Origin of the sequence: Paenibacillus kribbensis (genome assembly GCF_002240415.1) — a bacterium.
GTDB classification, from domain to species: domain Bacteria; phylum Bacillota; class Bacilli; order Paenibacillales; family Paenibacillaceae; genus Paenibacillus; species Paenibacillus kribbensis.
Genome location: NZ_CP020028.1, coordinates 3807180 through 3825932 on the forward strand (window position 1 = coordinate 3807180; position 18753 = coordinate 3825932).

Annotated in this window: 19 protein-coding genes and 2 tRNA genes; 2 read left to right on the top strand and 19 right to left on the bottom strand. The window is 46.7% G+C overall.

What is annotated here, in order from left to right:
- Positions 1–30: 30 nt before the first annotated feature.
- From B4V02_RS16900 to nrdR, 5 genes are all read right to left on the bottom strand, one after another.
- Positions 31–1260, bottom strand: a complete 1230-nt coding sequence (locus tag B4V02_RS16900) for an MFS transporter (RefSeq protein WP_094155683.1) — start codon at positions 1258–1260, stop codon at positions 31–33.
- A 156-nt stretch (positions 1261–1416) separates the two neighbouring features.
- On the bottom strand, positions 1417–1890 hold the full coding sequence (locus B4V02_RS16905) for a MarR family transcriptional regulator (RefSeq protein WP_094155684.1): 474 nt from the start codon (positions 1888–1890) through the stop codon (positions 1417–1419).
- A gap of 181 nt (positions 1891–2071) precedes the next feature.
- A tRNA-Lys gene (locus B4V02_RS16910) sits at positions 2072–2144 on the bottom strand.
- Between the two features lie 13 nt (positions 2145–2157).
- A tRNA-Ala gene (locus tag B4V02_RS16915) sits at positions 2158–2233 on the bottom strand.
- A gap of 123 nt (positions 2234–2356) precedes the next feature.
- A complete protein-coding gene (gene nrdR, locus B4V02_RS16920; RefSeq protein ID WP_007429711.1) occupies positions 2357–2824 on the bottom strand; it encodes a transcriptional regulator NrdR in 468 nt (155 codons plus the stop codon).
- 105 nt (positions 2825–2929) lie between these two features.
- Here nrdR and B4V02_RS16925 point away from each other — a divergent pair, with 105 nt between their 5' ends.
- Entirely contained in the window at positions 2930–3154 is a 225-nt protein-coding gene (locus B4V02_RS16925; protein WP_007429710.1) for an alpha/beta-type small acid-soluble spore protein, read from the top strand.
- Positions 3155–3270: 116 nt separating this feature from the next.
- Here the strand turns inward: B4V02_RS16925 and B4V02_RS16930 are convergent, their stop codons facing one another.
- The 12 genes from B4V02_RS16930 to B4V02_RS16980 all read right to left on the bottom strand — a co-directional run bounded on the left by B4V02_RS16930 (position 3271) and on the right by B4V02_RS16980 (position 15493).
- Positions 3271–3834 (bottom strand): lytic transglycosylase domain-containing protein, encoded by a 564-nt coding sequence (locus B4V02_RS16930; RefSeq protein WP_007429709.1) that lies wholly within the window; start codon positions 3832–3834, stop codon positions 3271–3273.
- Entirely contained in the window at positions 3831–4427 is a 597-nt protein-coding gene (coaE, locus tag B4V02_RS16935) for a dephospho-CoA kinase (protein ID WP_094155685.1), read from the bottom strand. The genes B4V02_RS16930 and coaE overlap by 4 nt, the downstream gene beginning before the upstream one ends.
- Positions 4428–4438: 11 nt before the next feature.
- Entirely contained in the window at positions 4439–5164 is a 726-nt protein-coding gene (locus B4V02_RS16940) for an MntP/YtaF family protein (RefSeq protein ID WP_007429707.1), read from the bottom strand.
- 110 nt (positions 5165–5274) lie between these two features.
- Positions 5275–6105, bottom strand: coding sequence for a DNA-formamidopyrimidine glycosylase (gene mutM, locus B4V02_RS16945; RefSeq protein ID WP_094155686.1), 831 nt, complete (start codon positions 6103–6105; stop codon positions 5275–5277).
- A 71-nt stretch (positions 6106–6176) separates the two neighbouring features.
- Positions 6177–8831: a DNA polymerase I gene (polA, locus tag B4V02_RS16950; RefSeq protein WP_094157025.1), complete on the bottom strand. Its 2655-nt coding sequence runs from the start codon at positions 8829–8831 to the stop codon at positions 6177–6179.
- 176 nt (positions 8832–9007) lie between these two features.
- Entirely contained in the window at positions 9008–9667 is a 660-nt protein-coding gene (gene phoU / locus B4V02_RS16955) for a phosphate signaling complex protein PhoU (RefSeq protein WP_094155687.1), read from the bottom strand.
- 39 nt (positions 9668–9706) lie between these two features.
- Positions 9707–10465 carry a phosphate ABC transporter ATP-binding protein PstB gene (gene pstB / locus B4V02_RS16960; RefSeq protein WP_007429703.1) on the bottom strand — a complete coding sequence of 253 codons (759 nt, stop codon included), beginning with the start codon at positions 10463–10465 and terminating at the stop codon, positions 9707–9709.
- Positions 10466–10592: 127 nt separating this feature from the next.
- The gene (locus tag B4V02_RS26730; protein ID WP_244188350.1) at positions 10593–11228 is read right to left on the bottom strand and encodes a methyl-accepting chemotaxis protein; all 636 of its coding nucleotides are present in this window, start codon (positions 11226–11228) and stop codon (positions 10593–10595) included.
- The gene (locus tag B4V02_RS26735) at positions 11129–11716 is read right to left on the bottom strand and encodes a CBS domain-containing protein (protein ID WP_244188351.1); all 588 of its coding nucleotides are present in this window, start codon (positions 11714–11716) and stop codon (positions 11129–11131) included. The genes B4V02_RS26730 and B4V02_RS26735 overlap by 100 nt, the downstream gene beginning before the upstream one ends.
- A 132-nt stretch (positions 11717–11848) precedes the next feature.
- Positions 11849–12580, bottom strand: coding sequence for a response regulator transcription factor (locus tag B4V02_RS16970; protein WP_010349065.1), 732 nt, complete (start codon positions 12578–12580; stop codon positions 11849–11851).
- Positions 12581–12709: 129 nt separating this feature from the next.
- Entirely contained in the window at positions 12710–14512 is a 1803-nt protein-coding gene (pnpS, locus tag B4V02_RS16975) for a two-component system histidine kinase PnpS (RefSeq protein ID WP_094155688.1), read from the bottom strand.
- A 111-nt stretch (positions 14513–14623) separates the two neighbouring features.
- Positions 14624–15493, bottom strand: coding sequence for an SDR family oxidoreductase (locus B4V02_RS16980; protein WP_094157026.1), 870 nt, complete (start codon positions 15491–15493; stop codon positions 14624–14626).
- A 238-nt stretch (positions 15494–15731) separates the two neighbouring features.
- On the opposite strand from B4V02_RS16980, the gene B4V02_RS16985 reads away from it, so the two are divergent.
- Entirely contained in the window at positions 15732–16820 is a 1089-nt protein-coding gene (locus tag B4V02_RS16985; RefSeq protein WP_094155689.1) for a low temperature requirement protein A, read from the top strand.
- 120 nt (positions 16821–16940) lie between these two features.
- Here B4V02_RS16985 and B4V02_RS16990 read toward each other — a convergent pair whose 3' ends face one another.
- On the bottom strand, positions 16941–17354 hold the full coding sequence (locus B4V02_RS16990) for a hypothetical protein (protein WP_094155690.1): 414 nt from the start codon (positions 17352–17354) through the stop codon (positions 16941–16943).
- Positions 17355–17799: 445 nt separating this feature from the next.
- On the bottom strand, positions 17800–18741 hold the full coding sequence (gene mdh, locus B4V02_RS16995; protein ID WP_094155691.1) for a malate dehydrogenase: 942 nt from the start codon (positions 18739–18741) through the stop codon (positions 17800–17802).
- Positions 18742–18753: the final 12 nt, after the last annotated feature.

Here is an 18753-nt window from a genome sequence, read left to right on the forward strand (position 1 = left end):
GTTTTTCACATCTTTTCATTGAACCACTCTTCATTTACGAAATGCATTCTGCAATAAGAGCATTGCCGCTGCTATAAGGATCATACCCATAAAAGCGGGTGCGGCATGACCAAGTGATACATAGATTTGACCTCCAATGATAGGCCCAATTATTCTTGCTAAAGCCTGAATAGATTGGCTACCTCCTTGAATCCTTCCTTGTTCACTAGAATCGACAGACTTGGAAAGCATCCCATTGAATGAAGGCCCGAAGATCGAATCACCAAAACCAAATATAAACATTCCAGCGATAATAAGAGGATAGAATGAGAACAAAGCAGATAGCGCAATAAGACTGTAACCTATAATCTCCGAAACCATTCCAAGAATTGCTATCTGTGCATCACTAAGTTTTTTCAAAAGCTTTGGCATGATGAAACCTTGTGAAATGATGTCTTGGACGCCCATAATTGAAAACATAAGTCCGATTAGTGCAGGCGCCCAATTGAACGTATCTATTGTAAATTGTGAAAAAACTGCCTGTAGAGATCCGTTGGGTATCCAAAGTAAGAACGCTGAGAAAAGTAGCCTTTTTAAGTTTTTTATGGAGAGTATGTTTACAAGCTGTATGAATGGATTCAACCTCACTAGAGTAATCTCTTTCAGTCTATTGTTCTTTTCAAGACTCTCAGGCATAAAAAAGTATCCATAAACAACATTTAATAAAGTTATTATTGCACCAAAATACATTGGTGCAGAATAACCAAACTTGGCAATCAACCCGCCTAGAGCTGGGCCAATGGCGGAGCCTACACCTGCAACCGCACTCACCCACCCAAAGTATTTGGTGCGCTGTTCTCCAGGAGTGATGTCTGCAAAATATGCGAAGAGAGTGCTTATGCTCCCGCCTGCTATACCTTCTATTATGCGCCCGGCAAATAGTACCCATAGAGCTCCTCCCATGGCAAAAACGAAGTACCCGATTGCGGAACCCAAAAGGCATACTAAGAGTAATGGACGACGGCCATATCTGTCGCTCAAAGCTCCAAGTCCGGGGGCCGCAAAAAACACGCAGACTGCATAAACAGAGGTCAGCAGCGTGACAACTATAGCTTGATCTCCCGGATTGCTTATATAAGGCTGCACCAAGAATGGGACGACAGGTGTTATGATACTGAAGCCTATTCCGCAAAGAAACACAGACATAAGACCGAATATTAAAGCCTTTTTATCTACGGCTTGTTTTGTGTTCTGTTCATTGTATGATCTAAATTTGAACACTTAAATTCTCTCCTCAAAAGTTATAATTTAGCTTCCTCGGAAGCAAAATTATCGTATCATTATTTTGCTTCCTTGGCAACAAAATAATAGCAATAAAAATGCAGCCTGTTCTCAATAGAGCCCGGCTGCCTGTGGTTTGATTTTCATTATTCAAATTTATTCCGACTTCATATCTATACCCTGTTTCTTTATTTCCGCATCCAAATGCCTACTATACTTTTCCATGAAGCTAAGCATACTGTCAAATTGTTCCTCGGTTACCTGCTCAAATACGGCTTTATCCCGCTCTTGAAACTCTTTGTGCAATTCCTCATGGATTTTATAAATTACTTTCCCTTGTTCAGTAAGCCTAAAATAGATTTCTTTCTTGTTATCCGGCTTCTGATAGCTTTCGATAATGCCTTTTTTTATGAGCTTCTTAGTTATTTTACTTATGGCACCGCTAGTCATATAAAGGGACTCCGCAAGTTTTGTCACGTTGGAATCCACATTTCTTTCAATGTATTCGATGCAATGTACTTCAGAAGACTTATAACCCTTAAGACTGTCTTCCATCTTAGACTTATTAAGCCAAACCATCTTGTTGAATAAGTCCCTGAACCTCATTATGACCAGTTCTTCTTTGTTCATGGCCTGTCCTCCCACCCGTTGGTGCATTAGCAATATTAAAATAATTATTTTTAAAATGGAATTGACCTTGTCCTCTACCTTACCAAAAACAAAAACAGAGTGGTAGTCCTGCTCCCACCCCGAAAATTTATAAATTCTATAATGTCAAAAAAAACGGCATTTCTGCCGTTTTTCTAAAGGATGGACTCTCAGGGACTCGAACCCTGGACCAATTGATTAAGAGTCAACTGCTCTACCAACTGAGCTAAGAGTCCATAATCAAAATATTGGTGGAGCCTAGGGGGATCGAACCCCTGACCTCATCGCTGCCAGCGATGCGCTCTCCCAGCTGAGCTAAGGCCCCATTTTTTGTAATTAAAAACGTTTCAAGCGACTTCTATATCATATAAAATATTGTACCCTTTGTCAATACTTTTATAAAAAAATTATAATCATCTCCCACCATTACCCAAGATACAGGCAGCGATCAGTCGCTGGCTGTATCTTTGGATAACAGTGTTTTCAGTTCCTTCATAAACATGTTAATGTCTTTGAACTGTCGATAGACGGACGCAAAGCGTACGTAAGCGACTTCATCCACAGGGTAGAGCTGTTCCATGACCAGCTCACCGATCTGCTGGCTGTCCACCTCGGTGGCAGCCGTGTTGCGGATGGCATTTTCCACCTGGGACACGATTAAATCCAGTTGCTCGACCGATACAGGACGCTTCTCACAGGCACGGATAAGACCGCGCAGCATTTTATCACGACTGAACTCTTCACGGCTTCCATCCTTCTTGATAACCATCAAAGGGGTCTCCTCCACCATTTCAAAGGTGGTAAAACGCCTGGCACACTGCTCACATTCACGACGGCGGCGAATGGACTTGTTATCATTCGCAGGCCGCGAATCCAACACCTTCGTCCCATTGTAAGCACAATACGGACATTTCATAATATCATCACTTCCTTTTTCCAGTAAATTCCCGTTACTTTACAGTAATAATTTTGTCGAAACAGATCATAATATGTTTACCACGTCGCGAGGAGGTGAACAACAATGGCACAAGGAAACTCTGGCAACTCCAACAACCTGGTAGTCAACAAAGCCTCCGGCGCTCTGGAGCAAATGAAATATGAAATCGCTCAAGAGCTGGGTATCAGCATTCCTCAAGATGGATACCAAGGTAACATGACTTCCTATGAGAACGGTTCGCTCGGGGGCTATATCACAAAACGCCTCGTAACGATCGCCGAACAACAATTGGCAGGTCAATACCAATAATCTCGGTATCAATGTAGATGTTACCAAAAAGTGTACGGATAGGCTGTGAAGTACAGCCTGTCCTGCGCTTTTTTCATTTTAAAGGCAAAAGGCCCATATTGTCATTCACTTGTCACTCAAAACTCATTATAAATTTTTGTATATTGCCTGTAATAGTAAATGACTCGCTGCACATAATGCCGTGTCTCACCAAAGGGAATTTGTTTAATGGACTCTTCCTTTCCATCCCACACTCCCTTGTTCAGCCACTCTTGAACTTTTCCTGGTCCTGCATTGTAAGCAGCTACGACCGCTACCGGATTATCTTGAAATTTAGTAGACAGATTATGCAAATACCAGGTTCCCAGTTCAATGTTGGTCCCCGGCTCATGCTTTACATTGTCAAGCGGCACCTTCTGAACCTGAGCACTGTCCATAATCCAATTGGCGGTATCAGGCATAATCTGCATAAGCCCCAATGCGCCTTTGTTTGACTGCTTACTGGTTTTGAAATTCGTTTCGACACGGATAATAGACGCCACCAAGAAAGGGTCTACTTGATACGTCTGCGAATACTGCCGAATTTCATCCTTATACTGAATCGGATAAAACCACGACATCCAATTGGAACTGAAAAACAGAATCAAAACAAAACCGACAAACAAAGCGAGCAGGACTCTTTTTTTACGCAGTATGTTCATGCAAGTCCCTTTCGCTGCCAAAATAGCTCAATTTGCCGTTCTGTTTCAGCCAGTGTTCCACTGTTATCAATGACGATATCGGCCATGCTTCTTTTTTGTTCGATATCCATTTGCGCAGACAATCGAAGTCCGGCTTGTTCCTCTGTCAGTCCATCTCTAAGCATCAGACGCTGGAGCTGAACTTCACGCGGTACATACACAACCATAATTTCCTTGTACAAGCTCTCCAGCCCGGACTCATACAATAACGGGATATCCGCCAACACAAGCTTGTCCGGCTGCTCCCGTTCGTAAGCTACCATACGCAAACGCATCTCCTCACGTATCGCAGGATGAGTAATATCATTAAGCGCCTGTCGCTGGGCAGGGTCTGCAAATACAATCTCGCCCAGTTTTTTGCGATGCAGAGTTCCGTCGCTGTTCATCACAGCTTGTCCAAAATGCTGTATGACCGCCGCCAGCACCGGATGCCCCGGAAGCATGACTTCCCGGGCAATGGCATCTGCGTCGATCAGCAGCGCACCCTTGGCGACCAAAAGAGCCGACACGGTGCTTTTTCCGGTAGCAATCCCCCCGGTTAATCCGATATTCATGCTCTTTCACCTCATAACAGCTTCAATATGCCCATCATAATCAGTAATAATGCGGGTAACACACCCAGCGCCTTCATAAATCGGAATGCCGACAGGAAGAAGCCTGCCTTCATCCCTACGATCAAAAACGTCCCGCTGAATAATGTAATAGCCATCGCTGTAGATAGGGGTTGGAAACCCAGCATGGCTGCCCCTAACCCTGCTCCAAACGCATCGACCGATAAGGCGATGCCTAGCCAAACCGCTTCCATGGCAGATATACTGCCGGAACGGTCCGTATCTGCCGCAGACGGACTTCGAAGAATACGAATAACAAGGCCCCATTTGCGGAACTCCAGCGAAAATACGGTTCGTTCCTGCTGTATCTCTAAAGTTTCCGAAGGAGCTTCGGCTGTTTCCGTACCCTCTACATTTTTATTCTGGTCCAGAACAGATCCGCTCACAGGATCGTCCGTCAAATCCTCTTTGCGATGCAGGGCTTGAATCAAAGAATAGCAGCCAATACAGATCAGAATAACAGCACCGAGAACAGTCGTATATACAGGAGACAGGACACGGGATAGTAATGCGCCGAGCTGCATCGATAGGCCAATCACCAGACCTGAACATACAGAAATGATGGCAATCGACAACAGTGGAATTTTCATCTTGCGCAGACCATATGTAACACCGACTCCAAAACTGTCCAAACTTAGTGCAAATGCCAGTAACAGCAGGGCCCCCCAATGATTAGGCACTCCAATTCCCTCCCATGCGAAGGAAGGGCCTTACAACAGCCGAAGCCCTTCGCAGTATTGGTACTTGGAACAATATATGAGAAGGATGGGCTTGGTGTGACTATACCTGCTTAATGCAGAGGCTGGCAGACCGGGCAATGATGCGTGCCACGTCCGGCCACGACAGATTTTTCGATCAATGTACCACAGTTTACACACGGCTTTGCATTACGTCCGTAAATTTGCAGCTGATGCTGAAAGCCGCCCGTTTTACCCTGTCCGTTAACGAACGATTTGATGGATGAGCCTCCAACCTGAATCGACGCGCCCAGTGTGGAGACAATAGCTTCATGCAGAACATGAAATTGACTATCAGTCAGGCTTTTTGCCGGCTGTGCCGGATGAATGCCCGCCTTAAACAACGATTCATCTACATAAATATTCCCGATACCTACAACATATGACTGATTTAACAGCGCGGCCTTGATCGAAGTCGAACGAGTTCCGACAGCGTCACGCAGCATTTCCGGTGTAAAGGACTCGTCCATCGGCTCCAAGCCGAGCTTGTTCAGCGGCTTTTCCAGCAAATCCTGTCCTGCTGGAAATAAGTGCATCGTACCAAACTGGCGCACATCCTGATAACGCAGCTCCGTACCATCTTTAAAATGAAAGATGACATGGGTATGCTTTTCCACAGGATCATCCTGTGAATAAAGCCCATAGCGCCCTTCCATTCTAAGATGGGAGACCAGCACCAGCCCGTCCAGCAAAATCCGCAGAAACTTCCCGCGTCTCTCTACGCCCGTAATCCGGTGGCCGGCCAATTCCATCGCAAAAGCATGGATATCATCGGGCCGTTGAATGATGCGCGGCAAATTTACGGTCACATGATCTATATGTTTGTCAACGATAAGCTCGTTAAGTGTTCGTTTAATGGTTTCTACTTCCGGTAGTTCCGGCATGATGTCTTCACCTCACCCTATATTATAGCGGAAGTAGCGTCAAAATGGGACTATCTACTCATTGAAAAATCTTACTTCGCTTCATACCAATTGAAACCGTAGCTTACTTCTGCTTTAAGTGGCACAGACAGCTTCAATGCAGCCTCCATTGTAGCCGGGACAAGCTCTTTCATCGTCTCTATTTCCTCAGGCGGAACCTCAAACACAAGCTCATCATGCACTTGAAGCAGCATACGGCTGCGAAGACCGCGTTCTCGAAGCGCTGCGTCCATCTGCACCATCGCGAGCTTGATAATATCGGCGGCTGTACCCTGAATCGGCGTATTCATCGCTGTACGCTCCGCGAATGAACGCAGGTTGAAATTGCTGGCGTTGATTTCCGGCAAATAGCGTCTGCGTTCCAGCAGCGTTTTTACGTAACCGTCCCGCTTCGCATCCCTTACAATATCATCCATATAACGGCGAACGCCCTGGAACACGTCAAAATACTGGTCAATAAAGCGAGCCGCTTCCTTGCGCGTAATATTCAGGTTTTGCGACAGGCCGTAGTCGCTGATCCCGTAAACAATCCCAAAGTTGACCGCCTTGGCAGAACGCCGCATATTCGAGTCCACATCTTCCGCCGGAACACCGAACACATCGGATGCAGTCTTGGTATGGATGTCCATATCGTGGACAAAGGCTTCCTTCAAACGCTCATCATCCGAAATATCAGCGAGTACCCGCAGCTCGATCTGTGAGTAGTCTGCTGCCAAAATAGACCAGCCCGGCTCCGACGGCACAAATACTTTGCGAAGTTTGCGTCCTTCTTCGAGACGAATCGGAATGTTTTGCAAATTTGGAAATTGACTGCTCAAGCGTCCAGTTGCTGCAACCGTCTGCCGGAAATACGTATGCACTTTACCCGTTTTCTCCGAAATTTCTTTCAACAATCCTTCGACATACGTCGACTGGAGCTTCGCAATGGTGCGGTACTGCAAAATGTTTTGCACAATATCATGGTAAGGGGCCAGCTTTTCCAGCACCTCCGCATCGGTCGAGTAACCGGTTTTTGTCTTTTTAATGACAGGCAAGCCAAGCTTATCAAACAAAATCTCACCCAACTGCTTGGGCGAATTCAGGTTGAACTCTACACCGGCAATGCTATAAATCTCACCCACTAGCGTTGCAATCTGGGCTTCAAATTCTTTACCCAAAGCGCGCAGTTCCTCTACGTTCACCATAACCCCCTGCTTTTCCATATCCGCCAAAATGCGGGACAGCGGCATCTCCAGCTCATGGAACAGCTTGTGCATTTCCGTTTTTTCCAGCTCCGCCTGCTGCACGGGTACCAGCGCTTCGATCACCGCCGCCTTTCGTGCTACATGATCGGACAGTACATCCACTTCAGGAACTTTATATTTAGCGCCTTTACCGAACACTTCTTCATCTGGACGAATGGAGGACAGACCGTATTTGGCTGCCAATCCGCTGAGCGTCTGGTTCGCATCGGTCGGGTCCAGCAAGTATCCGGCCAGCTGCACATCAAATTCGGCTCCGGCAAACTCAATTCCGTGCCAGTGCAGGGCCAAATCCGTACGATGCAGATCATGACCGCGTTTTTTGCGTTCAGCGTCAGCAAGCCATTCACGTACAGGCGCTGCTGCATCATTTTGCAGTACGTCCAGTGTCATAAAAAACTGCCGTCCCGCTGCGGCAAATATCAGCCCTACGATTTCAGCACTATGCGGATTGTCACCATGCGTCTCAACATGCAGCAGATCCACATGATCCAGTACTTCTATCAATTCGCTCATCCGCTGTTCATCCAGCACGGTCACGTCAGCCACAGCTTCCTCTACGTCTACCCCCGCACTGCCAACCTCGCCCGAAAGGGATAAGCGTTCCAGCAAGGACTTGAACTCCAGCTTCGCCAGCGCAGGTCCGGCCGTTTCTGTCTTTAGCCCGCTGAAGACGACATCTTCCAGTTGCTTGTCCAGCGTTACATCTCGATAAATGGTCGCTAATTCCTTGCTCATTCGCGCATCGTCTGCATGCGTTTCAACGCGCTCCTTCATTTTGCCTTTCAGCTCGTCCGTATGCGCCAGCACCTCTTCGACCGATCCATATTGGTGCAGCAGCTTGAGCGCTGTTTTTTCCCCTACACCCGGAATTCCAGGAATATTGTCTGACGTATCGCCCATCAGGCCCTTAAGGTCGATAATTTGCAGCGGCTTCAAGCCGTAGCGTTCCTGAATCTGTTCAGGTCCGTACGTCTCCACCTCGGTAACCCCTTTGCGGGTCAAGCCGACAGTAACATGCTCCGAAGCCAACTGGAGCATATCCTTATCCCCGGTCACGACGAGCACATGGACACCCGCTTCGTCCGCTGTTTTGGACAGTGTGCCAATAATATCGTCTGCTTCATAGCCATCCAGTTCGAACTGGGCAATGCCGAAGGCAGTCAACAGCTCTTTGAGCAGTGGAAATTGCTGGGACAGCTCCGGCGGTGTTTTTTCCCGTCCGCCCTTGTAATCCTCGTATCCTTTATGGCGAAAAGTTATTTTCCCGGCATCAAAGGCAACCAGGATATGTGTCGGTTTGTGCTCCTCCAGGAGCCGCAATAACATCGTTGTAAATCCGTACACCGCGTTCGTCTGCTGTCCGCTCGAATTCGTTAACGGCGGCATTGCAAAAAACGCCCGGTATATAATACTGTTGCCATCTATAAGCATGAGTTTATCCATTTTGCACCTCGCAAGTTCATCAATACATTTGAAACGTTCATACGTTTTACGCATTCCTCTTCTATCTTAACATACAAGCCCCCTTTTTCAGAAAAAAAACGGCTGTTTCCTAACCAAATTCGCCTTTGCTCAAAGACAAGTCTGGGTCAGAAACAACCGCTATATACCCGATAGCTTTACTGGTTCAAATCTGGTCGTTCCCCTGTCACGAGATATACAGTGCTTTCACCGATATTCGTAGCATGGTCACCAATCCGCTCAATATATCGCCCTACGAGCAGTTGCAGCATGGCTTGTGAAGCCTCTGCCGGTTTTTCCACCATAAAAGCATACAAATCGCTGATCATGTTGCTGTACATGGAATCCACACGGTCATCTTCTTTGGCCATTTTATAGGCCAGATCCGTATTTTCATCCAAATACGATTGTATAGCATCGTCAATCATTTCTTTAACAATGGAAGCCATGTGCGGAATATCCACCAGCGGCTTTATCATCTGCTGCCCTTCCAGGCGCAGAGTGACCTTGGCAATATCAAGTGCCAAATCGCCCATCCGTTCCAAATCACTTGAAATTTTAAAAGCAACAATAATCCGGCGTAAATCCTTGGCTACCGGCTGCTGGGTAATGATGAGCTTGGAACCCATATCGAGAATGCTCTCTTCCAGCGCGTTCAGGGATGCATCATTTTTGACCACCTGCTGAGCCAATTCTGTATTTTTGGTCTGCAAGCATTCAATAGCCTGATCAAGCGCCTTCGAAACATGTGCACCCATTTCGCGCAGTACGGCTCTCAGCTCAGCTAATCCCTCATCAAAACCTTTTCTACGTATCATTTCGAAGTCACCCCTTCTGGCATAATCATCTGGTTGGCTTTAGCCAAATCGCCCGGAAATATAATCTTCTGTGCGGGAATCCTGTGGCGTGGAAAACATCGCCTCTGTATCCGCCGCCTCCACCACGACACCATTCAAAAAGAACGCAGTTCGACCGGACACACGCGCCGCCTGATGCATGTTATGCGTCACCATGACGATGGTATATCTGTCCCGCAGTTCTTGAACCAGCTCTTCAATCTTGATCGTGGAGATCGGGTCCAGCGCAGATGTCGCCTCATCCATAAGCAAAATATCCGGCTGTACTGCAAGCGCTCTGGCAATACACAGTCGCTGCTGTTGTCCACCGGACAAGCTCAGGGCTGAACGCTTCAGAAAATCCTTGACTTCTTCCCAAAGTGCAGCCTGCCGCAAACTTTGCTCGACCAGTTCGTCCAGCTTTTCCTTTTGCCGGATTCCATGCAGACGTGGTCCGTAGGCCACGTTATCATAAATGGATTTGGGAAACGGGTTAGGCTGTTGAAAAACCATCCCTACCTGCTTGCGCAGGTTTTCTACCTCCATCGTATCGCCATATATATCCTGACCTGCGATACTCACGGTGCCTTCAATACGCGTTCCCGGTATCATATCATTCATCCGGTTTAGCGTACGAAGTAAAGTTGATTTGCCACAGCCGGATGGACCGATGAAGGCTGTTACCGTTTTTTCAGGAATATCGAGGTTTATATTTTTAAGCGCATGAAATTTCTCATAATACAAATTCAGCTTATCAATCCGGATTACGGAATCATTCATTGATTTATGATCTCCTTCGTGTTGCAGTTATGGTCCTCAAGCATTGCACCTGATTTGCACAATATGAAGATTATATAAGCTGTGTGTAAAATCAGTGTGATTGATTTGTTAACGGTATGTAAAATGATCAGGGATTCAGCATCAACTCAAGCTCCTGCGCAATACCGGCTGCGTTCAAGGCCGCTTCCTCTGCGGAACGGGACATTTGGCTGTTTTTAGCCTCAATTTCCGTAACTGCCTGCAATAGCTTGGCAAAGGTTTGGGTTCCGGCTGATATATATTGAGAGCCCGTATGAATCTGCTGCAGGCTTGTATCTGTCAGTTCCACGGTATCACGCAGCATTTGTTCAATGTCCGCTAGCAAGCTGGTGATCTGTTCGGAAAAGACCTTCGTCTGCAATGACATATTCCGCACCTCCTGCGACACGATCTGGAAGCCACGTCCGTGTTCGCCAGCATGTGCAGCCTCAATGGATGCATTGATCGCCAGCAGTCCGCTGTGATCTGCCAGTGCGCGAATCGACGAGGCCATGCCTGCAATGTCATTCAGCGATTGAGTTAGCGCCGTCATCTGCTCATGCTGGCGCTGCATTTGCTCAGTCACTGCACGATAGGAGATCAGAACATCCTCCAGCTCTACTTTGCCACGGCGGGATAATTCACTCATCGAGCGAGTGAGCCGCATACTGTCATCGGCTTCTTTGGCGGCATCCTGCACCGTCGTCTGAATACGGTGGACACCGTCATAGCTATGCTGAACCACATTACCTCGGTGTTCATCTGCTTCTTTTTGCATGCGCTGAAGACAGACAGGATATCACGAATCGTGAGCACACCGAGTAGCTGTGTACCTTCTTTAAGAAGCAAGCAATCGTAAAAACGTTGATCCTCGCGCAGCATCGCCAGTTCTACAATGTCCGATGCCGGGCTTTTCAGATCTACAATGAGTGTGTTGGGGTCCGCAAATATCGCCGCAGGCTTGTCATAAAAGAGGGCCGCAGCAAACCTGCCTGTAAAATGGCGATTATAGGCATCCCTCATAATAATACCCAAAGGAAGTTCATTTTTATCAACGACGATGACACAAGGAATTTCTTCCTGCGTCTTCATCAGGGCTAGCAGTTCTTTGCAAGACATATCCGTACCAATAATCGGAACCTCCCGGCATGGCACGTAAGTAGTAATTGGCTTGTATGTATCACGTTCAATCACGGCAGTGGAACTCGACTGGGTCTTTGGTTCCGTTATCATCGTTCTGAAGTCCCCTTTTTTTAACTACTTGGAGTGACGGGAACATCATATCGGTCATTTATTGATTGTAACGTCTATGTTTGTTAACGGAGTGTAAAATCACAAATTGGACACAAAGAAAACGCTCCTCATTTATAGTAAATGAGAAGCGCTTCTTTTTTTATTTACAACCAGTTTATACCCTACTCCGCGGATCGAATCAATATGAACAGAGTCGGGATCGAGCTCCAACTTTTTGCGTAATGAGCTGACATGTACATCCACCGTCCGTTGACCGCCAATGTAGTCAAAGCCCCACACCGCGTTCATCAGATCATCCCGAGTGAGCACCACACCTGGCTTACGGGACAAATAGAGAAGCACCTCGAATTCCTTGGGTCTTAAGCTGATAGACTGGCCTCCAAGAATGACTTCATATTTTTCTGGGTAAATCTCCAGCTCGCCTAGCTGAATTTTGGAGCCGTCCTTCTGATCGGATAGCACACCTTCATCCCCGCCGGATGTTCTTCGCAGCACAGCGGTTACACGGGCCAGCAGCTCAGAAACGCCGAAAGGCTTGGTGATGTAATCATCCGCACCCGACTTCAGACCCTGAACAACCTCGGCTTCACCGTTTTTGGCAGTTAAAATAATGATTGGCGTCGTCAGCCCCTGATGGCGTAGTCTGCTCAGGATATCCAGTCCATTCATGCCGGGCAGCATCAAATCCAGCAGAATCAAATCATAGGACTCTCTGGAGGCTTTTTCAAACCCTGCACTGCCATGATCCTCCGTATCCACTTCGAAACCTTCCTGTATCAAATTGTAGGATAGCAGTCTGGCAAGCGTTGGTTCATCCTCAATAACCAGCAAGCGTTGTCCCATAAAATAACTTCATCTCCTGTTTACCTGTTAAAGGCGCATTGGTCAAAATTCCAAAATCTTTTCCATACTCATGCGACACTCGTTTATTTTATCACGACATTGTTAACAGAATGTAAAAACGATTATAGTTCATTCTTCCTGTTGCAATAATGGCAATTCAATCGTAAATGTGGTCCCCATGCCTAGCTCACTTTCCACCGAAAGTGTTCCATGATGCAGGTCAACCAGATGCTTGACAATGGACAATCCCAGACCCGTTCCGCCCGAGTTGCGCGAGCGTCCTTTATCTACCCGGTAAAAGCGCTCAAAGATACGTGGCAAATCCTTTTTCGGAATCCCGATGCCTGTATCGCTGACCGTAAATACTACTTTTTCCGTGTCGTTCTCGCGCTGCACTGTCACAACCTTGACCTTCACCTTGCCGCCGTCCAGTGTATAATTGATGCCATTAGACAAAAGATTCAGAAAAATCTGCTGGAGCTTATCTTCATCTGCCTCCATAAACAGTTCATCCGGAACGTCCATATGCAGTGTAATTCGTTTTTTAGCAGCTACATTGTTCAGTTTCTCCAGCAATGATTCAACGAACGACGATACGTGCACTGGAGAGCAATCCAGCGGGGAACGCTTGGACTCGATTTTGGACAGGACCAGAATGTCGCCGATCAGCCGATTCAGCCGTTCACTTTCATCATAAATAATTTGTAAAAATGAACGGGCTGTCTCCTCATCCTTAACCCCGCCGCTAAGCAGCGTTTCGGCAAAGCCCTTGACCGCAGCAATCGGTGTTTTTAGCTCATGAGAAACATTCGCCACAAATTCGCTCCGCATATTTTCCAAGCGACGAATCGCCGTAATATCCTGCAAGAGAAACAGCATCCCGCGGTATCCACCGTCATCCTCGTACATAGGTACACCATCCAGCAAAATCAGTCGTTCCTCAGGATTGTACAAATGCACCTCACCATGCAGTCGTTCACGGCTTTGTATGCTGCCCTCGATTAGCTTGGTCAGCTCGTAATGCTTCTTTAGCTCATGATACGGTTTATCTGTCACCCGTTTACCCAAGACACCAAGCATCCGCTCAGATTCACGGTTTACAAGCGCAATGTGCTCACTGGCATCAATCATCAGAATCCCGCCGGTCATATTGCTCATGACACTCTGGAGTAAATCCTCGTTATCACGGATTGTTTTCATTTGGTTTTGGAGACTGTCTGCCATGCGATTAATGGCTTCACCCAGTTGCCCCACCTCATCCCTACGCTGTACGCCCACCCTGGCGTCATAATCCAGTCCGGAAATACGATTGGCAACACCCGTAATATGTTCAATAGGTGAGGTCAGGCTGCGGGCGATACGATAGCTGACCAGCCCGGCAGCGACAAACAGCAGCACGAGCCCAATTCCAATGGCCGTCCAGCCGCGTTGTACCCCCTCCTCTACCGCTTGCAAGTTCATCGACAAACGGATATATCCGTCAAAGCCCTTGTCCGATACAACAGGCTCTGCAACGTATAGCATGTTTCGCTTCAAGGTTTCGCTGTAGCGTATCGTGCGTCCAATTCCTTCTGTCGAGGCTTGCTGAATTTCTTCGCGAGATGCGTGGTTTTCCATCTTGCGCGGATCGCTTAACGAATCGCCAACCACCGTCCCGTCCTTGCGAATGAAGGTCACCCGCGATTCCGTCAGACGGGCAATTTCCTTCGCCTTTTCGGAATAATAAGACACATAATCTGTGCTTGAAAGAGCGTCTGCATTGACAAAAGGAAATGTAGCGCGCAGCAGGTCGATCTCCCGGCCCATGTTCTCCTCAAGTACTTTCATGTTTGAATTTTTAAAAATTTGTCCCATGGTAATTCCCGCAGCAAGGACAGATACACCAATCAAAATCAGCATGATCAGGGTAAGCCTGAAACGAAACGATTTCATAACATATGCCCATCCTTTATATAAGTTAAGTCCCATTCTACAGGCTGCCTGCTTTTTGTTCCACTGCTAAAAAAGAAAAAGGTCAGGGCATAAACTGCCCCGACCGTTTGCTTATCCGTTAATGATTTCACCGCCGTTGATATGAATAACCTGCCCGCTTACATAAGAAGAGTCATCTGAAGCAAGGTACACATAGGCTGGTGCCAGTTCTTCCGGCTGACCTGGACGCTTCATCGGTTGTGCTCCACCAAACTCGCTGACGGTTTTGGCGTCGAACGTGGACGGGATCAGTGGTGTCCAGATCGGACCGGGTGCTACAGCATTCACCCGAATGCCCTGTTCCACCAGATTGAGTGAAAGGGAGCGAGTGAATGTAGTAATCGCTCCTTTGGTGGATGAATAATCGATGAGCGTTTTATTCCCGGCATACGCAGTAATCGACGTTGTGTTGACGATGGCGCTCCCTTTCTTCAAATGTGGCAATGCCGCTTGCGTCAAGAAGAACATACCGAAAATATTCGTTCGGAAAGTACGTTCCAACTGTTCTTTGGTGATATCCTCCAGCTTTTGCTGCGGATGCTGCTCTGCCGCATTGTTCACGACGATGTCAAGCTTGCCCAGCTCGTTAACCGCCTGTTGAACCGCCTTTTTGGCAAATTGGTCATCTCCGATATCACCAGGGATCAGCACGCATTTGCGTCCCTCCTGTTCTACCTGACGCTTCGTTTCTTCCGCATCCTTATGCTCATTCAGGTAGACGATGGCTACGTCAGCACCCTCTTTGGCATACGTCACGGCTACAGCCCGCCCAATTCCGCTGTCTCCACCAGTAATCATCGCAACCTTGCCTGTCAATTTGCCAGCCGCTTTGTAAGTCGGCTTTTCAAATTGAGGTGCAGGCGACATTTTCGACTCGATTCCCGGTTGCTGTTCTTGATGCTGTGGGGGCAGGGTTTGCTGGGTTTGGTTGCTTTTTGTCATTATAAATTCTCCTTTCAGAATCAGATATCCCATAGGATGCAACATTTGCCTCCACTCTACTCCTGCTTTACCCATCAGCTTTCGGATTAAACGAAAAAAGATGGTTATAATATGGAATCGTTAAAAAATAAGGGGTATCCCAACTACTTTTGGTCTGCTAGACTATGGATGGCACCGTGTATACGGATAGCAAACAAGAGATTCAGAGAAAATTGCATGAGGGGGTTTATTGAACAAAATGCTGGAAAAAAAAGTGACCTGGCTGGAGCTTTTTTATGACTTGCTCTTTGTGGCCGCTGTTTCCAAAGCCACTCATGTTTTATTGCACGTGGAGCACGGTAGTATTGCGATAGAACATTTGGCCAAGTTCGTTCTTATTTTCATTCCCATTTGGTGGGCCTGGGTGGGACAGAGTGTTTATAACAACCGTTATGGTCAAGACACGACAACACATCGGATCTTCATGATCCTGGAACTATTTTTTGTTCTGATTATGACAGCCAGTCTGGATGCAGATTTCGACGCTAATTATGCACCATTTCTGATTGGATATATCGGGCTAAGGGGCTTAACTGCCATTCAATATTTGGTATCAGCTCAAAGAGAAAAGCATCATCGGCAGGAGACTGCACGCTTCTTTGGAACCTACTTCTGGCTTGGAATCATCATCTCATGCTGCTCTATCTTTTTTGATTCACCGCTTCGATATGTCATTTTATATGCAGGTATTGCGATTGACATCCTTGTTCCATTAATAGGCCGTAAAAACCTGGTGAAAACGCCCATCCATACCGCACATTTATTAGAGCGCTTTGCCTTGTTTACCTTGATTTTACTGGGTGAATCGGTCGTCAGCATGCTGTCTGTGTTAAAATCCGATAAATTCACACCTTCATCCATTGGTTTCGCGGCTTTGACCTTTATATTAGTCATTGCGATTTGGTGGCAATACTTCGAAAATGTAGAAAAACGTATCGATAAGACAAAGCAAACAGCGGGACAAACGATTATCTACGGACATTTGTTCATTTATTTCTCACTCAGCATGATTGCGGCTTCCATACAGCTCTTATTTCTGGAGCAGTTGGCATACTTGTTTATCGTTTGTTTTACTTTTGCCTCTGTTTTGATTTACTTCTTATCCGTCATGCTTGTATTTCATCAGTATCGGTTTCATCATCTCAAGCCAAGCTTCAAGAAAATGCTTTTATTATTGGGTCTGTTATGTATCTTGTTCATCTTCAATCTCGTTATTGTGGTCTCTCCTCACCTCATCGTAGCTGAACTCATGTTGTTTTTTATTATTTTTGCCAAAGCAACTGCATGATGTGACCGGGATTAGTAAAACTCGGCGATGCAGCTTGAAATAACAAAAAGGCCTGTGCTAAAAAAGCGCAGGCCTTTTGGCTGTAATTCAGGACTTCGTAAAATCCGTTCACTTATACCTTTAAATAATGTGACTGTACACCATTAAAAATGTGATCAGGATCAGGAATACTGCGAGCAATGTACTGAATGTACGCATTTTGCCAATATAGCCGTTAATCGGCTGATTATTGCGGAGTGCTTCCAGCGCCAAACGTAATGGCTTGCCCATAATGCCACCAATGGCGGAAATGGCCAAAAACAGTACAAACACGATGATGATCCATGCCACAGAATATGGGCCGCCAATGATCAAAAATATACCACTAACCAGCAGTATGATGAGCGCAAATTGGGCGATACGGTTCAAGAGCTGAACAGCCGACACCATACCTTCCTGCGCTGCGGGAGACAAGCTTCCGATCTTACCCACTAAAAAGGGCAGCACCAGATAAAAGCCCAGTGCCAATGTTCCAATCATGTGTAGAAAAAACATTCCTCATTACCTCCGTTTTCTTGTTCATTTATCCATTTAGTCTTTAAGTGTTAAACGGTATGAAAATATGAAACTCAAATCTATTATATAGGGCAAAAGGGACAAAGAGAAGCGGGTAAGTTTCAGATGGGGGGCTGGGGAGGCTCCGCGAACGGAACGTTGCTACCATCGCTGGTGCCAGCAAACCCAATCTGAAATTTCAGTAAGCTAAAAAGCAAAGAATACTACTAAATAAGACGAACTTGAAAAATGAACATAACAACGGAGCAGGCGGAATGGTGCTGTACAAGCGGGGTGGTGGCGATGGGAAGCACCATCTGCCTGCGGAGTGGCACGACAGGTAACTTTTAAAATCAAAAAAAGTGCCCCACAGCCATGACTATGACCTTGGAGCACCTTTTTCACAAATCCATACAAATCCATACAATCTTACCAGATAACCGTATTAGACGTTGACTACTTTAACTACATTGCGTACTGATTCGGCGGATTGATCCAGTGCTGCTTTTTCTTCAGCGTTCAATTCCAGCTCGAACACCTTTTCGATCCCATTGCCGCCCAGAAGGGTCGGTACACCGAGGAACAAGTCCTGATAACCGTACTCTCCCTCCAGATAGGCGATGACCGGGATAATGCGTTTTTTGTCTTTTACAATCGCTTCTGTCATCTGTGTAAGCGAGGCTGCCGGGGCATAGTATGCACTACCGTTACCCAGCAGGTTCACAATCTCACCACCGCCGACACGTGTCCGTTGTACGATTGCTTCAATACGCTCCGGCGAAATCAAAGCTTCAATAGGGATACCTCCGACACTGGAATAGCGTACCAGTGGCACCATATCATCACCGTGACCGCCCATAACAAAGCCGCGCACGTCTTCAACGGATACGTTCAACTCCTGTGCGATAAAGGTACAATACCGCGCTGTATCCAGCACACCCGATTGGCCGATGACCCGATTTTTCGGGAAACCAAGCGTCTGGTATGCCGTATAAGTCATCGCATCAACCGGATTACTCAGAATGATAACGATTGATTCCGGTGCATACTTTTTTACGTTTTCGCACACAGATTTTACGATTCCTGCGTTGGTATTGACCAAATCGTCACGACTCATGCCCGGCTTGCGTGCAATTCCGGCTGTAATGATAACAATGTCTGAATTGGCTGCATCCTCATAATTGGAAGTACCTGTGACCAGGCTGTCAAAACCCTGTACCGGACCGGCCTCTAAAATATCAAGCGCCTTGCCCTTGGTCGGATTCTCAAGTTGCGGAATATCGATTAGCACGATATCGCCCAGTTCCTTTTGAGCCAACATCAATGCGGTAGTGGCACCGGTAAAACCGGCGCCAACAATAGATATTTTTTTTCGTTGAATGGTCACGTGGCATTCCCC

What these genes read in the sequence shown, in the direction of transcription:
- B4V02_RS16970 (WP_010349065.1), bottom strand. Translation starts at nt 12,580, where the DNA reads ATGGGACAACGCTTGCTGGTTATTGAGGATGAACCAACGCTTGCCAGA.
- B4V02_RS26735 (WP_244188351.1), bottom strand. Translation starts at nt 11,716, where the DNA reads ATGATAACGGAACCAAAGACCCAGTCGAGTTCCACTGCCGTGATTGAA.
- pnpS (WP_094155688.1), bottom strand. Translation starts at nt 14,512, where the DNA reads ATGAAATCGTTTCGTTTCAGGCTTACCCTGATCATGCTGATTTTGATT.
- pstB (WP_007429703.1), bottom strand. Translation starts at nt 10,465, where the DNA reads ATGAATGATTCCGTAATCCGGATTGATAAGCTGAATTTGTATTATGAG.
- polA (WP_094157025.1), bottom strand. Translation starts at nt 8,831, where the DNA reads ATGGATAAACTCATGCTTATAGATGGCAACAGTATTATATACCGGGCG.
- coaE (WP_094155685.1), bottom strand. Translation starts at nt 4,427, where the DNA reads ATGAATATCGGATTAACCGGGGGGATTGCTACCGGAAAAAGCACCGTG.
- phoU (WP_094155687.1), bottom strand. Translation starts at nt 9,667, where the DNA reads ATGATACGTAGAAAAGGTTTTGATGAGGGATTAGCTGAGCTGAGAGCC.
- B4V02_RS16930 (WP_007429709.1), bottom strand. Translation starts at nt 3,834, where the DNA reads ATGAACATACTGCGTAAAAAAAGAGTCCTGCTCGCTTTGTTTGTCGGT.
- B4V02_RS16905 (WP_094155684.1), bottom strand. Translation starts at nt 1,890, where the DNA reads ATGAACAAAGAAGAACTGGTCATAATGAGGTTCAGGGACTTATTCAAC.
- B4V02_RS16925 (WP_007429710.1), top strand. Translation starts at nt 2,930, where the DNA reads ATGGCACAAGGAAACTCTGGCAACTCCAACAACCTGGTAGTCAACAAA.
- nrdR (WP_007429711.1), bottom strand. Translation starts at nt 2,824, where the DNA reads ATGAAATGTCCGTATTGTGCTTACAATGGGACGAAGGTGTTGGATTCG.
- B4V02_RS16985 (WP_094155689.1), top strand. Translation starts at nt 15,732, where the DNA reads ATGCTGGAAAAAAAAGTGACCTGGCTGGAGCTTTTTTATGACTTGCTC.
- B4V02_RS16980 (WP_094157026.1), bottom strand. Translation starts at nt 15,493, where the DNA reads ATGACAAAAAGCAACCAAACCCAGCAAACCCTGCCCCCACAGCATCAA.
- B4V02_RS16990 (WP_094155690.1), bottom strand. Translation starts at nt 17,354, where the DNA reads ATGTTTTTTCTACACATGATTGGAACATTGGCACTGGGCTTTTATCTG.
- mutM (WP_094155686.1), bottom strand. Translation starts at nt 6,105, where the DNA reads ATGCCGGAACTACCGGAAGTAGAAACCATTAAACGAACACTTAACGAG.